The organism is Aliiroseovarius sp. S1339 (assembly GCF_023195695.1).
In the GTDB taxonomy this organism is placed as follows: domain Bacteria; phylum Pseudomonadota; class Alphaproteobacteria; order Rhodobacterales; family Rhodobacteraceae; genus Aliiroseovarius.
Genome location: NZ_JALPQG010000002.1, coordinates 150259 through 165865 on the forward strand (window position 1 = coordinate 150259; position 15607 = coordinate 165865).

Below are 15607 nucleotides of genomic sequence, written 5' to 3' on the forward strand. Positions count from 1 at the left end.
CCAACACATACCCAGCGCAAAGTATTTCCAAATGCAGATTTACCTGCCAATCGCCGAGGTTTCCGTAAACGCTTTCTTGCTGCTCGGACTTGGTGGCATTGTGGGTGTGCTTTCGGGGATGTTCGGGGTTGGCGGCGGCTTTCTGATGACGCCGCTTCTGTTTTTCATCGGTATCCCGCCAGCCGTTGCCGTCGCCACCGAAGCCAACCAAATCGTTGCCAGTTCGTTTTCCGGTGTGCTCGCGCATCTGAAACGCAAGACGGTCGACTTGCGAATGGGCTGCGTTCTGTTGGTAGGCGGTTTGATTGGGGCCGCCTTCGGTGTGCAACTGTTCAACGCGCTGAAGGCAATCGGACAGGTCGATCTGTTGGTCAAACTGTCTTACGTGCTTTTCCTCGGCATCATCGGATCGCTGATGTTCGTAGAAAGTGTGCGTGCGTTGATGAAAACGCGGGGCGGAGCAGCCGTTACCACCCGTCGCAAGCACACATGGGTGCACAACCTGCCCTTCAAGATGAAGTTTCGCACATCAGGGCTTTATATCTCGGTCATTCCGCCGATCCTTGTGGGCATTCTGGTCGGCATCCTCGCGGCCATCATGGGCGTCGGCGGTGGCTTCATCATGGTGCCTGCGATGATCTATCTGCTGGGCATGCCAACCAAGGTGGTTGTCGGGACATCGCTGTTCCAGATCATCTTCGTGACCGCTTTCACGACCCTTCTGCACGCGACCACCAACTTCACCGTTGATATGGGGCTGGCGGTGTTGTTGCTGGTCGGCGGCGTCATCGGTGCACAGGTCGGCGCACGGATCGGTGTGAAACTAAAGGCCGAACAACTGCGCGTGCTGCTGGCGCTTATGGTGTTGGTGGTGTGTGGTAAACTTGGGCTGGAACTGCTGATCCAACCTGCCGAGCTTTACGAAATTGGCAAAGCGGGGGGCCATTGATGTTGCGCCTCATCGCCCTTCTGGCTTTGGCATTCGCATTCGCCCTGCCCGCGCGCGCAGAAAAAGTTGTCGCGGGGCTGAGCCAAAACCGCGTGTCGATAACCGCGACCTTTGTGGGGTCCGAGATTTTGATCTTCGGCGCGGTCAAACGTGACACCCCACCGCCGGAAGATATCCCCCTTCAGGTGATCGTGGTCGTCGAGGGTCCCGCACATCCGGTGACGGTGCGCAAGAAAGACAAACGTTTCGGCATTTGGATCAACACCGACAGGATCGAACTGGCCGCCGCGCCAAGTTTTTACGCGGTGGCAACCTCGGCACCGCTTACGGAAACCGTGTCCATCCTCGATGATTTGCGTCACCTTATTTCGGTAGAGCGTGCGATCCGCATCAGCGACAATCCCTTCACCAACGAAGATCCCCGTCACTTCACGCGCGCGCTGATACGCATTCGCGAGAAATCGGGTCTTTACAAGCTGATGGAAAACACGGTCAACCTGCAGGAAGAGACGTTGTTTGACACAAGGATCGCCCTGCCCGCCAACGTGACAGAAGGCGAATACCGCACACGGATTTACCTGACGCGTGGTGGCAGCGTGGCGTCACAATATGAAACTGTGATCAACGTTCAGAAGGTCGGGCTGGAAAGATGGATTTTCAACCTCGCGCATGAACAACCGCTGATCTATGGCCTGCTGTCGTTGGTGATTGCCATCGCGGCCGGCTGGGGCGCGTCGGCCCTGTTCCGCATCATCCTGCGCACCTGAACTGCTCGCTGCCTATGCCGCGCCCTCTTCTTGCGGCTCCAACGCCAACGCCACAGCTTTGCTGGGCAAATCGCGGGTCGACAAAGCGCTTTCCGGGCGCGCCATGGCGTAGCGTTTGACCCAATGCAGCCGCGTTTCCGCCCGTGTGATGGCCACATAAGCCAGGCGTTTCCACAGCGGCAAGCCTGCTTCCATGCGCCCGGCTCGCGACGCCGCCCAGATGTCTGGGGCAAAGACTTGCACTTCGGGCCATTGCGACCCCTGCGCCTTGTGAATGGTCACGGCCGCGCCATGAAGAAACGCCGCCCCCATATTTGCGGCATATGGGATGAAGGGTTCTTCTTCATCGGGCATTTCGATCTTGATGATCGAGGCCGCCGACAACTGCGGATCTTCTGCCCCCAAGACGTGCAATCGCGAAAACCCCGGACGCTTTCCGGGCCCAAGATAGACGCACTGTGCGCCTTTGATCAGCCCACGCGCCTCTAGGTCGATACGTTTCTTGCGGTGTTTTAATGGCAGCTCGATCCCGTCACAGATCAACGGTTCACCCGGCAAAAGTTCGTATTCAGGTGCGTCAAACGCGCCGCGGAACGCGCGGATCAGACGCACCCGTGTCACGTTTCGCCAGACCAGTACCGGCGAGCGCGCCATCAGGTCGGCATTCACGCGCGGTGCCACGACGACACGATCATCCGTTTGCGCAGCCTCTTCGATCATTTGCTCGAATGCGGGAAAATCAAGCGTATCGTCGGCCAGCGCATGGGCCAAATCCAGGATCGGGTTGTCCTGTTCTTGTCGGTGGATGCGATGCAAAACCATCTTGCGGTTATCACCCAGTCGATCAAACACCATTTCACCCGACTGGCCGAAGGGGGCCAGTTGCGCGGGGTCGCCGAACAGAACCAATGTCGGGAAGATTTCGCGCAGGTCGCTCAGCTGTTTTTCGTCCAGCATCGAGCTTTCGTCGACAAAGCCAATGTCCAGCGGGTCATCGCGCCTCTTCCAGCCTGTGATGAAGTCCGATCCGCGCAAGCCCGCCGTCGCCAAAGCGCCCGGAATTGACTTGTGCGTTTGATAAAAGGCATGGGCGCGATCCAGCGCCTCGTCTGTTAGCCCTTCAACCACAGGGCGTTCACCGCTGCCCGCCAACCATTCCGCGATTTTTTCGTATTCTGGATCGTAGACGGGAGTATAGAGGATACGGTGGATCGTGGTCGCAGGCACGCCCCGGTTGCGCAGCACACTTGCCGCTTTGTTGGTTGGGGCCAGAATGGCCAACGTTCTGCGGTCCTTGCGACGCTTGCCTTCCCAATCGCCCGACACGACTTCAACGCCCGCCTCTTCCAGCGCGCGATAAAGCTCGGCCAGAAGCATTGTTTTGCCTGAACCTGCTTTTCCAACAACGGCCATCACTTGTGTCTTGCCATCAGATAGCGGCGTCAGCAGTGCATCATCCAAATTTACGCCTGCCCCGCGCAGCATCTCTGCCACGCGGTCATGGGCGTCCGCTTGGTCATCAGAATAGGTTAGGGGCGCGCTTGTGGTCATGGCGCGACCCTAACCTGCGCCCTGATGCTGCGCCAGCAAGTAGGGCGCAGATCAGTCTGATTATTTCCTATGCACTTGCCGGGATGGCATCTGGAGTAACGACGCGTTGGCCAAGACCCAGCGAATAGCGCAACCAGTTTTTGCTGGTCTCGCGATCCACGCCCACACGGGCAAGGGTCGGGGCAAAGGCCTCTTCGTTCATCGACCACAGGCCAACGCCGATTTGGTCTTTGCCTTCACCCGACTTACCAATCACTTCAGGCTCAAGCCCCATCAGGCGATAGATCCGCTCCATCCGCGGGTCAAACACGCCGACGTAATGGCGCAGCTTGAAGGCGGCCATCAGCTCGCCAGCACCCAGCGCCAAAGCGGCAGATGCACGGCGATCCGCGCCCGGTGCAAGGCAGAAACGTGTGCATTCCCAGATCAGCGGGCTTTCGATATGCACACCGTCAGTTAGATGGTCGAAGTGGTCGTTCACCATGGTCTGACCGACCGTAGGTAGAAAACGCATAGAGCCACCGTGGCGACCGTCTGCCTGTTCCCAGATCACATAGAGCGGGTTCATCGCGTCATATTCGTCGCGTTCATGTCCCGCATCGTCCACATGGACTTCCCAGCCTAACCGGCGAGAGAACTGTTCAGCACGATCACGAAACATTGTGTCTGCAAGCAGCGGGAAGTTATTCAAATCATTACCATAGAGATAGCGCAGCATCGGTTTGGCTCCTTTGTCCGATAAGTTAGCCAAATGATGGTCGCCTTATGGTTAAAATAAGGCAAATGTCTTGAGCGTTTTAGGTGTATTTTAAACGATAATGATTCCCGTCGACAACGCACGCGCTACCGCATGAGTTGTATTCATAGCCCCTAATTTATGACGCGCCGATTCGATATACACCCTTAAAGTGTGCTCCGAAATGTTCAATTCCGCCGCTGATTGAGCTCGGTTCAAACCCTTGGCCAAACAAGTCATTGCCGATAGCTCACGCGGAGACAGCGACGGCGACTGCCCGTCCTGACCCCATTTTTCAAACTCCAGCGCTTTCTTATTCAGCTCGTGGGAAACAATCATCAAGTCGCGCGTGTTCTCATCAACAAAGGTTTCCCAAGCGTCATCTTCGGTGCTCGCGTTCATGGTAAACAAGGCAAATTGCCCGCTAGGTCCGCGGATCGGAATCGTGAAACCCTGATTGCCCAGACCATAGTCCATGGCGTCTTGATACATCTCGCGTGCGGCCTTGGATGACCAGTCGAGCTGCTTCCAGATAACTGGTGTAAATCTTTGAAAACATCCAAAAATTACCGGATCGATGCGCAAATAATCTTTCTCAAGATAGCGATCCACCCATTCGGCACTGTAGGTGCCCGCGCCAAACCGTTCACCGACGGAATTGACCCAATGATACACGGTGTGGGTAACGTCGTAGTGGTCGCGCAAAGCCTCGGTTACGACTTGCAGGTCTTCAAGCGAGCTCGCCGCCTGCAACGTAGAGACAAGGTCTTCCAACCGGTTTTTCATATGCGCGCGCGCTCTCCGTCTGTTGACGTGAGGCTGAGGCGATTTCGGTCATGGCTATTAGCCGTGCGTCATCGAGCTGATCAGCCGTGACGTTCAAACCATTTTTAACCGCATAGGCCTTCAGGTCAGTAAGAACATCAATGATCCATTCATCAGACATGTAAAGCCTCGATCTCGCAAGTTGGAAAACAACCGTCGCATGTGTTTTATTGTTTTAATATTCACACATTTGACCTCCCCATAAATGGGGAGGGTCTTTCTTGTAACCCACTGTTCTTCGAAATGCCGGCAAATTGGCCGGTTTTTTGCGGCGATGATTCGCACCTGACTTTTCGAAAACCGGACAAAAAAAGCCCCCCAATGCCAACTGGCATGGAGGGCTTCAATTTCGTCCGGTCGCGCGTTTACTTCGGGCCGGCTTCCAGCGCGTCTTCGAAGGTGCGCAGACCTGTTTTGGGCGCCTGAACCAGAACCGCCATGTTGCCGGGCTTATGTTCATTGCGCATCATTTTCATGTGCGCGTGCGGGATCTCGTCCCAAGGGAACACTTCAGACATGCACGGGTCGATCCGGCGCTCGATCATCATGCGGTTGGCTGATGCCGCTTGTTTGAGGTGGGCAAAGTGACTGCCTTGAATGCGCTTTTGGTGCATCCACAGATAGCGAACGTCGAACGTGCAATTAAAGCCCGTCGTGCCTGCACAAATCACGACCATGCCGCCTTTCTTGCACACGAAGGTCGACACGGGGAACGTCGCCTCGCCCGGGTGTTCAAACACCATGTCAACGTTGTTGCCTTTGCCGGTGATATCCCAGATCGCTTTGCCGAACTTGCGCACTTCTTTGAACCACTCGCCATATTCCGGCGTGTTCACGGTGGGCAGTTGACCCCAGCACGTGAAGTCCTTGCGGTTAATCACCCCCTTGGCGCCCAGCGACATAACAAACTCGCGCTTGTCCTCGTCTGAGATCACGCCGATTGCATTGGCGCCGGCCGCATTGATCAGCTGGATCGCGTAAGAGCCTAGACCGCCTGATGCGCCCCAGACCAAAACGTTCTGGCCCGGCTTCAACTCGTGTGGCGCGTGCCCAAAGAGCATGCGGTAAGCGGTGGCGAGTGTCAGCGTGTAGCAGGCACTTTCTTCCCAGGTCAGGTGCTTGGGGCGCGGCAGAAGCTGCTGCGCCTGAACATTAGTGAACTGGGCAAACGAGCCGTCTGGGGTCTCGTACCCCCAAATCCGCTGGCTGGGTGAAAACATGGGGTCGCCACCGTTGCATTCTTCGTCATCGCCATCGTCCTGGTTACAGTGAATGACGACCTCGTCACCGACCTTCCAGGTCTTGACCCTGTCACCGACCGCCCAAACGATGCCCGACGCATCGGACCCGGCAATGTGATAATCTGCACCATGCCCGTCGAAGGGCGAAATTGGCACACCCAAGCCAGCCCAGACACCGTTATAGTTCACACCCGCCGCCATGACGAGCACCAGAACTTCGTGGCTGTCCAGTTTCGGCGTATCGACGACCTCGACCAGAAACGCCTTGTCGGGTTCACCATGCCGTTCGCGACGGATCGCCCAGGCATACATCTGCTCGGGCACATGACCGAGAGGTGGCATTTCTCCGATTTCGTAAAGGTCTTTCTTCGGGGCATCGTAGTCAGCGATGCTGGGTTGCGTATCCAAAGCCATCGGGGCCTCCTGTTATTATCGCGTTATCTGATTCTATTGCCGCAATGCAGAAATGCGGCTGCTAGTGCAGCATTACGTATGGCTCCGCAAGAATGCAACCACAATCAGCCCTTTTTTGTAATTTTATGTCGCAAACATGTCCGCCATATTGCGGTTCAATCCAGCAGAACAGCAGCGTCGGCAACCTCGGCCGGGGTCAGGTCAGAAATCTGAACGGTGCAGATTGCGTCTGACAGATGTGCAATCGAATTAGCATAATAGCCCAGTATCAGACGATCCGGCTTATTGACGCGGTATAGCGCCTGCGCGCCCTCGCCTTCTTCAGTGATCAGCTTGCGCAGCGTTAAGAGGCGGATGCCAACCTCGGCCGCGTAAGCCATGTCGCTGCGCGGCAGATGAACATGCGCGCCTTTGGCCTCCATGTCCGAGACAAGTGTCGCGAAGCGGGCCTCAACCTCGGCGCGGGTGTGGGTCTCTTTCTCCAGCATAATGGCGGCCACAACGGGCACGGGCAGAACCGGAACCACATCGCGGATGCGCGACATCAGTTCGTGGCCCAGATCTTCCAGAACGTCGTCGGCGCCGTGGTCATTAAGGTATTCGCTCAATGACAAAGGTGCGCCGAAGGAAACGCTGGCATAGCCAAACCGGTGGAAATTGCCGGTCAGCCGCTGCCAAACATGGCGACCCACGTGGCGGGCAACATATTTGAACCGCAGACCGAACCGCCGGTTTCCTTTGATGTCCGCCTTAACCAACACCCGGTCTTCCAGCACGCGATCATAGTTCATGGCCACCGGCACAAAGACCACGTTCCGGTTCACCTTGGGGTTAAAATCCTGGACAAGATAGCTGAGCAACCCCAGTTTCGGCTCGCCGACCGTTCCGTTCAAGCTAAGCCCCCCTTCTGGAAACATCGCTTGCGTTACGTTGCCATCGGTTGCCAGCCGCACATAACGCGACAGCACTTTACGATAGAGCGCATTGCGGCTTTTTCGCCGAATGAAGTAAGCCCCCATCGACCGTATCAACGTGCGCAACGGCCAAACGCGCGCCCATTCCCCGACGGCATATGACAAGTGCGACCGTTCGGCGGCCAGCCATGTGACCAGCACGTAATCCATGTTGGACCGGTGATTCATAACAAAGACCACGGTCGAATCTGGATCGATTTCTTTAAGGCGCGCTTCGTCGAACGCGCCAAGGCGCACACGATAGAATGACCGACTGAGCAGTTTGGCGATCCAGATGCCAAACCCGAAATAGGCGGTGGCAGAGAAGCGTGGCACGATTTCACGCGCATATCTCTGCGCCGTTTCAAACGCGACCTGCTCGGGCACGCCGGATGATCGGGCATGTTCTGCGATCGCCGTTGCGACTTCTGGGTCGTATGACAGACGCTGGACCATGTCATAGCGTCGCGCCAGTTTGAACGGTTCAATCGGGCGTTCCAGCTTTTCATTCAACCGATCAACGGCCCGCTCCAGTCGTTTGCGAAAAAACCAGCGGACGGATGGAAACAGGAAATGCGACGCAAATGTCACCGTGGCGAAGGCCAGAATCAGAATAAGCAGCCAAAGAGGCAATTCTATTGCGCGCGTCATAGCGCCACGTTTTCAGGAAATGACAGTAAGGTAAAGAGCGTGCGTCGCGCTGCAAAAACAATAATTTGTTGTGTTTTCTACGCGCGCAAAGCCGAGCCCCTTATTTGGCCCAGAGGAACACCCTCACCCACCATTTTGCGTAATTTTCTTCCGGTGAATTTCGCCCTTGCGTAACAATCTTGCGTCTGCGAAAAATGCTGCAGCGCAACAAACCGATGAGTCTCTGCCATGTCCAGCCAAAAAACGATCCGCCCCTGGCTTTTCCGAACCTATGCAGGTCATTCGACCGCCAAAGCCTCAAACGCGCTGTACCGTACGAACCTGTCCAAGGGCCAAACCGGATTGTCGGTGGCTTTCGACCTGCCAACCCAGACTGGTTATGACAGTGACCATAAGCTGGCGCGCGGCGAAGTGGGCAAAGTCGGCGTGCCGCTTGGCCATCTGGGTGACATGCGCGCGCTGTTCGCTGATATCCCGCTTGAGCAGATGAACACATCGATGACGATCAACGCCACGGCGCCGTGGCTCTTGTCGCTTTATATTGCAGCCGCTGAAGAACAGGGCGCGGATGTCTCGAAATTGCAAGGCACCGTGCAGAACGACATCATCAAGGAATACCTGTCGCGCGGCACCTATGTCTGCCCGCCAGAACCGTCGCTGCGGATGATCACCGACGTTGCCGCTTATACGCGCGAGCATCTGCCAAAATGGAACCCGATGAACGTGTGTTCCTATCACTTGCAAGAAGCCGGCGCGACGCCCGAAGAAGAGCTGGCCTTCGCACTGGCCACCGCCATCGCCGTGTTGGACGATCTGAAAAACAAAGTGCCCGCCGAGGCCTTCCCGGCCATGGTGGGCCGCATCAGCTTCTTCGTAAACGCGGGCATTCGGTTCGTCACCGAGCTGTGCAAGATGCGCGCCTTTGTCGAGCTGTGGGATGAAATCACCCGCGACCGCTATGGCGTCGAAGACCCCAAGTTCCGCCGCTTCCGCTATGGTGTGCAGGTGAATAGCCTCGGCCTGACCGAGCAGCAGCCCGAAAACAACGTCTACCGCATTTTGATCGAGATGCTGGCGGTCACGCTGTCTAAAAATGCCCGCGCCCGCGCGGTGCAACTGCCCGCTTGGAACGAAGCACTTGGCCTGCCCCGCCCGTGGGACCAGCAATGGTCGCTGCGGATGCAGCAGATCTTGGCGTATGAGACGGACCTTTTGGAATTCGACGACCTGTTTGATGAAAACCCCGCCGTGGAACGTAAAGTGGCCGAGTTGAAAGACGGCGCGCGCGCCGAACTGGCCCAGATCGACGGGATGGGCGGTGCGGTGGCTGCCATCGAATACATGAAGTCGCGTTTGGTGGATTCGAACGCGCGACGCATCAACAAGATCGAAGCGGGTGAAACCACTGTGGTCGGTGTGAACCGCTGGACAGAAGCCGCCGAAAGCCCCCTGACCGCAGGCGATGGCGCGATCATGGTCGCCGATAAGGAAGCCGAGGCCGATCAGATCGCCCGGCTGGACCAATGGCGTGCGGATCGCGACGGAGCCAAGGTCAAAGCTGCGCTGGACGCTCTACGCGCGGCTGCAAAATCCGGCGACAACATCATGCCGCCGTCAATCGCAGCCGCCAAAGCGGGCGTGACAACGGGTGAATGGGGCGAAGTGATGCGCCAGACCTTCGGCCAGTATCGCGCACCCACGGGGGTTTCGAAAAACCCATCAAACCGCACCGAAGGGCTGGACGAAATCCGCGCCCGCGTCGATGCGGTGTCAGATGCACTTGGCCGCCGCCTGACCTTCCTGGTCGGCAAACCGGGGCTGGATGGTCATTCCAACGGTGCCGAACAAATCGCCGCCCGCGCCCGCGATTGCGGGATGGAGATTACCTATGAAGGTATCCGCCTGACACCCGAAGAGCTTGTCGCCTCGGCCATCGAAACCGACGCACATGTGGTCGGTCTGTCGATCCTGTCGGGTAGCCATATCCCGCTGCTGGAAGAACTGATCGAACGGATGCGCGAGGCTGGTCTGGGCCACATCCCCGTGGTCGCGGGCGGGATCATCCCGGATGAGGACGCAGACCGGCTGCGTGCGATGGGGGTCGCCAAGGTCTATACGCCGAAGGATTTCGAGCTGAACACCATCATGGACGACATCGTGACCTTGGTCGCCCCCAAAACGGTTGCAGCCGAATAAGCGGTCTCAGTCGAACGTCAGCAGCTTTTCGATCAACTGGTCATAGTGATAGCTGGGCGCGATCCGACCCATATCGCCCTCGCGAAACTTGGCATCCATCGGCAGGCAGCCGATGCCGCAAATCTGGCTTGTGACCATATCCTGCGTATCAATATACCAAAGACGACCACCGGGCGTCGCAACCCACCCATCAACCCCCTCAATCTCGTCGGTTTCCATATCATCGCCAGACGGCACCTCGTTCGCGTAGCGGCTCGAGAACGCGCCGTGGGTGTGGTATGACGCGATCACCGTCTCAAGGTTGACCGGATCACCGGCTTGGCACGAGTCCTTTCCGCCGCGCCAAGCCTTCGACGCCACAAGTTTTCCTGACCGATCATAACCGATATAACCGCAATATTCGCGATTGGCCCTGATCGAGATCGGCTGCAGTTTCGCAAACACTTTCTTCACCAAGGCAAGTTCGCCCGGGTCTTGCGCCCAAGTGGGAAGTGGGATGATAAAGAGGGCAAACATCAATGCGCGCATTGCGAACTCCAGTTTCGTTTCGCGACTTTACCCACAGGAGAAAAATATGACCATCCACATTGGTGCCGCACCCGGCGAGATCGCTGAAACCGTCCTGATGCCGGGCGACCCCTACCGCGCCCGCTGGGCTGCCGAAAACTTTCTGGACGACGCTAAGCTGGTCAATGAAGTGCGTGGGATGCTTGGCTTTACCGGGACGTACAAAGGCAACCAAGTGTCCATCCAAGGGTCAGGTATGGGGATGCCCAGCCTGTCGATCTATGCCAACGAGCTGATCCGCGACTATGGCGCCAAGACGTTGATCCGCGTCGGGTCCATCGGCGCAATGCAGCCACAGGTCAAACTGCGCGATGTCATCATTGCGATGACCTGCACGACTGTCGCCACGCCCTCCAGCACGATCTTTCGCGAGTTGAACTATTCTCCCTGTGCTGATTATGGCCTGTTGGAAGCCGCCGTTGCCGCGACCCGCAAGCGCGATGTTGGCGTGCATGTGGGAGGCATCTATAGCTCGGATACATTCTACGCCGAACGCCCGGAACTGAACGAGGAACTGACCCGCCACGGCATCCTTGGGGTCGAGATGGAGGCCGCCGAGCTTTATACTCTTGCCGCACGATATGGCGTGCGTGCGCTGGGGATCATGACGGTGTCGGACCACCTGCAAACCGGCGAGGATCTGCCCTCGGACCAGCGCGAAAAGACCTTTGGCGATATGATCGAAATCGCGTTGGACGCCGCCTTCGCCTGACCGTTTCGGATCAAACCCCGTGCGACCGGTCATAGCCGCTGACGGGCGGCTGTGACCATCCCTGCAACACCTCTGCGGCAGGCGCGAACACTTCCACCAGCAACGGATAACACGCGGCACTGTCCGAGCTGTGCTCGGACGAGCAATCCCCGCCCGGACACGCACTGAGCGCGCCCAGCAGGTCGATCTCGGCAAAGAACTCAAGGAAGTCGCCGGGGCGCACGGGGCTGGCTTTCATGAAATACTGACCGGTGTCGCGGGTGAAGCCTGTGCACATGAAAACGTTCAGGACGTCATGAACATGGCCCTCGGCATCGGCGGTCGGGCAGCCAAGGTAATCGGCCAGTGCACGGGTCAGGTTGGAATGGCAGCAATGGTGATACTGCCCGCCCGACAGCAGGTTGTGGGTATAAGGGTCGCACCGCGTGCCGATCACATCATGGACCGAGGCGCCAAATTCGTCGAACCCATACCAATCCAGCGTATCCTCGACGATGGTCGCGATCGGGCGCATTGACGGATGACTTGACCAAATCCGATCTGAAGCCGACAAATGTGTACCGTGAAGTGCCCGTGTCTTGCCGGAATAGAACCTTTCGCCCAGATCCTGAAGATTCCAAAGGTTCAGATCCCCAACTTGCGGCCCCTCTATCGACGTGATCCGGAAAAAGTGACCAGCAGGCACCTGAAATACCTTCGCATCCCGCGGGGGAACCAGGACCTCGGCCGTCTTGGTCGCGGTCTGGCGCGCGGCGCGATACAGGTCCAGATCCGGTTCTGGCAACCCATCGACGGGGTAGCAAATCACCGGGGCAACGGCGCGACGCCGGGCGGCGTCCTTTGGCGCGGGATGGGCGGGGGTTTGCGGTTTCATGACGGGGCCTCCTTCCTGCATCGCATCAGGCCACAGGGCGCGCGACCGCGCAAGGATGCGTTTGGGTCCGCCGGCGGCGTCGCAGCGATTGACAAGCCCTCACCGGTTGGTCAACTGATACGGACGTTCCGGGGGGATGCCATGAAACTAGCCTATGTCATTGCGCCCGGTCGGGGCAAAACAAACCTGTTGCTGGCAGGCGTCGCAGACGCGCTGGCCAAGCGTGGCCTGACCCTGTGCGGCACCGTGCAACTGGACACCGAAAGGGCCGAGGAACACCATTGCGACATGGACGTTCTGCTGCTGCCCGATGGCCCCAAAATTCGCATCAGCCAGTATCTTGGCGCCGATGCCCAAGGGTGCAAACTGGACCCCGACGCATTGGAAACCGCCGTCGGACAGACCGAGGAGCGGCTGAAGGCCGGGGCCGATCTTCTAATCGTCAACAAGTTCGGCAAGCAAGAAGCCCAAGGCCGTGGTTTTCGCGAAGCCGTGGGCGAGGCATTGGCCCGTGACATCCCTGCGATTATCGGCGTCTCGGAAGGGGCGCGGCTGGCCTTCATGAATTTCGTGGGCGAAGCAGAACAGCTGGACCCAGATCACGAGGCTGTCTTGGAGTGGGCACTGAATGCAACGCGGTAACGGATATCTTACCGCCCCAATGCCTTGGGGGCTGATCTGATGGCGATCATGTCGCTCAGCCCGGCGCACCGCAGCTATGATGTGATCATCGTAGGTGGGGCGATGATGGGGTCGTCGGTCGCGTGGTGGCTTAGCCATTCGCCCGACTTCCAAGGTCGCATCTTGGTGATCGAACGCGATCCGACCTATGCGCAATGCTCAACCGCCCACACGAATTCCTGTATCCGGCAGCAGTTCAGCGAGGCGCTGAATATTCGCATCTCGCAGTTCACAGCCGAGTTCATCCGGAACCTGCGCGATAACATGGGTGGCGATCCGCGCGTGCCGAACCTGGATATTCAGGCGTTCGGCTATCTGTATCTGGCGGACACTGAAGACAAAGCCGCCGCCCTGCGCGCGGCACAGGAACGGCAACACAGTCTTGGGGCCGGCACGCGTATTCTGTCGCGGGACGCGCTTGCGGAAGCTTTTCCCTTTTATGCCCTCGACGACATCCTTCTGGGCAGCCACGGCACGCGCGACGAAGGCTATTGGGATGGCGGCGCGCTGTTTGACTGGTTTCGACGCAAAGCTGTCGCGGCAGGCGTTGAATATGTGAATGCCGAGGTCACTGGGATCGAGGCGACGTCCACGCAGGTCACATCTGTCACACTGTCGTCAGGTCACACGCTAACTTGCGGCCATCTGGTCAACGCCGCCGGGCCGCGCGCGGGCCACGTCGCGCAACTGGCTGGTCTTTCAATCCCGGTCGAGCCGCGCAAGCGTTTCACATGGGTGGTGAAGGCAGCGCATCCACTGGATCGCCCGTTGCCGTTGACCATCGACCCATCAGGCGTGCATATGCGGCAAGACGGGCCGGAAACCTACATGATCGGCGCGGCCCCCGCCCCGGACGTGGCGGTTGACCCGGATGATTTCTACATGGATCACAGCATGTGGGAAACCCATGTCTGGCCCATCGTCGCGACCCGTATCCCTCAGTTCGAACAGTTGAAGATCGTCACTGAATGGGCGGGGCATTACGCCTTCAACACGCTGGATCAGAACGCGATCCTTGGTCCACATTCAGCGGTCGAAAACTTCCATTTCATCAACGGATTTTCCGGCCACGGGCTGCAACAAGCCCCGGCCATGGGGCGTGGGCTGGCCGAGTTGATCACGACCGGCGCTTTTCAAACGATGGATCTTGGTGCTTTCGGCTATGACCGCATCAGCCAAAGTCGCCCGTTTGGCGAAAGCGCAGTCATCTAGCCTCAGCCGCGATGTGCTCCGTCGGCCAGCGTTTTTACAAAGGCCAGCACGTCCGACACAGGCTCGCCCGCCGCGATTTTCGAAACGATTGCACTGCCGACCACAGTCCCGTCTGCGACACTCGCAATCGCCTCGGCCTTCTCGGGAGTGTTGACACCGAATCCGACGATCACCGGAATATCTGTTGCCGCTTTGATCCGCGCAACCTCTGGCCCGACATTGGCCGCCTGCGCCTCGGTTGCTCCGGTGACCCCGGTGACAGACACGTAATACACAAAACCCGAGGTGTTTTGCAGCACCTTCGGCAACCGCTTGTCGTCGGTGGTCGGCGTGGCCAGCCGAATAAAATTCAAACCCGCCTTTTGCGCCGGGATGCAAAGCTCGTCATCTTCTTCGGGGGGCAGATCAACGACAATCAGCCCGTCAACGCCCGCCGCCTTCGCATCCACCAAGAACTTTTCCACACCGCGATTATAGATTGGGTTGTAATATCCCATCAGAACAATCGGGGTCGTATCGTCGTCCTTACGAAACTCCGCCGCCATATCGAGCGTCTTTTGCAGGGTCATGCCGCTTTCAAGTGCACGCTGACCGGCCAATTGAATGGTCGGCCCGTCCGCCATCGGGTCGGTAAACGGCACCCCCAGCTCGATGATATCAACACCCGCAGCAGGCAGCCCCTTCATCACCTCAAGCGAGGTCGCCATGTCGGGATCACCGCCCATGATGTAGCTGACAAATGCCTTCTGACCCTTTTCGGCCAAGGCAGCAAACTTCGCATCAATCCGGGTCATCATCCGTCCTTTGTCATGTTCAGAACCGATGTGCCGAATACGGGCGGGAAAATCAATGGGTCACTCGTAATCGCTGTCCGCCATGATCATCCAACGCACCCCGAACTTGTCGGTCAGCGTGCCAAAAAGCGGCGTCCAGAACATCGGACTAAGCGGCATCCGCACGTCACCCCCATCGGCCAAGGCATTGAAGACCCGCTTGGTTTCGGCCTCGTCCGGCAGGGAAAGGCAAACATTGCAGCCGGCCATTTCCGGTGTTTCGCCGCTTGGGTCGTCGCTGGCAAACAGCATACCGTCGCCGATCGCCACGCTGGCGTGCATGACCGCATCATCCGGCACGCCGGGCATTTGGTTGCGATCTTCCTCTGGCATATCCTTGAAGGACATGATTTCGGGCGAGCTGCCAAAAATCTCAGCGTAGCGCGTGACGGCGTCACGACATTTGTCTTTAAAGAACACATAGGGAATGGGCTGCATGGCAAAG

16 protein-coding genes are annotated in these 15607 nt (G+C 58.0%); 6 read left to right on the plus strand and 10 right to left on the minus strand.

The features are described from left to right. Positions 1–31: 31 nt before the first annotated feature. Together MUY35_RS03765 and MUY35_RS03770 are read left to right on the plus strand one after the other, a co-directional pair. Positions 32–949 (plus strand): sulfite exporter TauE/SafE family protein, encoded by a 918-nt coding sequence (locus tag MUY35_RS03765; protein ID WP_248364032.1) that lies wholly within the window; start codon positions 32–34, stop codon positions 947–949. Next, positions 949–1716: a TIGR02186 family protein gene (locus tag MUY35_RS03770; RefSeq protein WP_248364033.1), complete on the plus strand. Its 768-nt coding sequence runs from the start codon at positions 949–951 to the stop codon at positions 1714–1716. Before MUY35_RS03765 ends, MUY35_RS03770 begins: the two co-directional genes overlap by 1 nt. Positions 1717–1728: 12 nt before the next feature. Here the strand turns inward: MUY35_RS03770 and MUY35_RS03775 are convergent, their stop codons facing one another. The 6 genes from MUY35_RS03775 to MUY35_RS03800 form a co-directional block, all read right to left on the minus strand. Then, the gene (locus tag MUY35_RS03775) at positions 1729–3267 is read right to left on the minus strand and encodes an AAA family ATPase (protein WP_248364034.1); all 1539 of its coding nucleotides are present in this window, start codon (positions 3265–3267) and stop codon (positions 1729–1731) included. A gap of 67 nt (positions 3268–3334) precedes the next feature. Next, positions 3335–3985: an acyl-homoserine-lactone synthase gene (locus tag MUY35_RS03780; RefSeq protein ID WP_248364036.1), complete on the minus strand. Its 651-nt coding sequence runs from the start codon at positions 3983–3985 to the stop codon at positions 3335–3337. Positions 3986–4075: 90 nt separating this feature from the next. Then, positions 4076–4777, minus strand: a complete 702-nt coding sequence (locus MUY35_RS03785; RefSeq protein ID WP_248364038.1) for a LuxR family transcriptional regulator — start codon at positions 4775–4777, stop codon at positions 4076–4078. Further along, positions 4734–4949 (minus strand): hypothetical protein, encoded by a 216-nt coding sequence (locus MUY35_RS03790; protein ID WP_248364040.1) that lies wholly within the window; start codon positions 4947–4949, stop codon positions 4734–4736. The genes MUY35_RS03785 and MUY35_RS03790 overlap by 44 nt, the downstream gene beginning before the upstream one ends. Positions 4950–5193: 244 nt before the next feature. Further along, complete coding sequence (gene ccrA, locus MUY35_RS03795) at positions 5194–6483, minus strand: crotonyl-CoA carboxylase/reductase (RefSeq protein WP_248364042.1); 1290 nt, start codon at positions 6481–6483, stop codon at positions 5194–5196. Positions 6484–6638: 155 nt separating this feature from the next. Continuing rightward, entirely contained in the window at positions 6639–8087 is a 1449-nt protein-coding gene (locus MUY35_RS03800; RefSeq protein ID WP_248364044.1) for a 1-acyl-sn-glycerol-3-phosphate acyltransferase, read from the minus strand. Between the two features lie 228 nt (positions 8088–8315). On the opposite strand from MUY35_RS03800, the gene MUY35_RS03805 reads away from it, so the two are divergent. Beyond that, positions 8316–10283, plus strand: coding sequence for a protein meaA (locus MUY35_RS03805; RefSeq protein ID WP_248364046.1), 1968 nt, complete (start codon positions 8316–8318; stop codon positions 10281–10283). 6 nt (positions 10284–10289) lie between these two features. On the opposite strand, the gene MUY35_RS03810 is transcribed toward MUY35_RS03805, so the two are convergent. Continuing rightward, positions 10290–10811: a DUF4329 domain-containing protein gene (locus MUY35_RS03810; protein ID WP_248364048.1), complete on the minus strand. Its 522-nt coding sequence runs from the start codon at positions 10809–10811 to the stop codon at positions 10290–10292. Between the two features lie 46 nt (positions 10812–10857). On the opposite strand from MUY35_RS03810, the gene deoD reads away from it, so the two are divergent. Then, positions 10858–11562: a purine-nucleoside phosphorylase gene (gene deoD / locus MUY35_RS03815; RefSeq protein ID WP_248364050.1), complete on the plus strand. Its 705-nt coding sequence runs from the start codon at positions 10858–10860 to the stop codon at positions 11560–11562. A gap of 10 nt (positions 11563–11572) precedes the next feature. Here the strand turns inward: deoD and MUY35_RS03820 are convergent, their stop codons facing one another. Further along, the gene (locus MUY35_RS03820) at positions 11573–12436 is read right to left on the minus strand and encodes a DUF1989 domain-containing protein (protein WP_248364051.1); all 864 of its coding nucleotides are present in this window, start codon (positions 12434–12436) and stop codon (positions 11573–11575) included. 141 nt (positions 12437–12577) lie between these two features. Between MUY35_RS03820 and MUY35_RS03825 the strand changes: the two genes are divergently transcribed. Next, positions 12578–13078, plus strand: coding sequence for a DUF2478 domain-containing protein (locus tag MUY35_RS03825; protein ID WP_248364052.1), 501 nt, complete (start codon positions 12578–12580; stop codon positions 13076–13078). A gap of 39 nt (positions 13079–13117) precedes the next feature. Further along, positions 13118–14329 (plus strand): FAD-binding oxidoreductase, encoded by a 1212-nt coding sequence (locus MUY35_RS03830; RefSeq protein ID WP_248364053.1) that lies wholly within the window; start codon positions 13118–13120, stop codon positions 14327–14329. 2 nt (positions 14330–14331) lie between these two features. Here MUY35_RS03830 and trpA read toward each other — a convergent pair whose 3' ends face one another. Both trpA and MUY35_RS03840 read right to left on the minus strand, forming a co-directional pair. Next, the gene (gene trpA / locus MUY35_RS03835) at positions 14332–15123 is read right to left on the minus strand and encodes a tryptophan synthase subunit alpha (protein WP_248364054.1); all 792 of its coding nucleotides are present in this window, start codon (positions 15121–15123) and stop codon (positions 14332–14334) included. Positions 15124–15183: 60 nt separating this feature from the next. Then, positions 15184–15600, minus strand: a complete 417-nt coding sequence (locus MUY35_RS03840; RefSeq protein WP_248364055.1) for a VOC family protein — start codon at positions 15598–15600, stop codon at positions 15184–15186. Positions 15601–15607 lie beyond the last annotated feature (7 nt).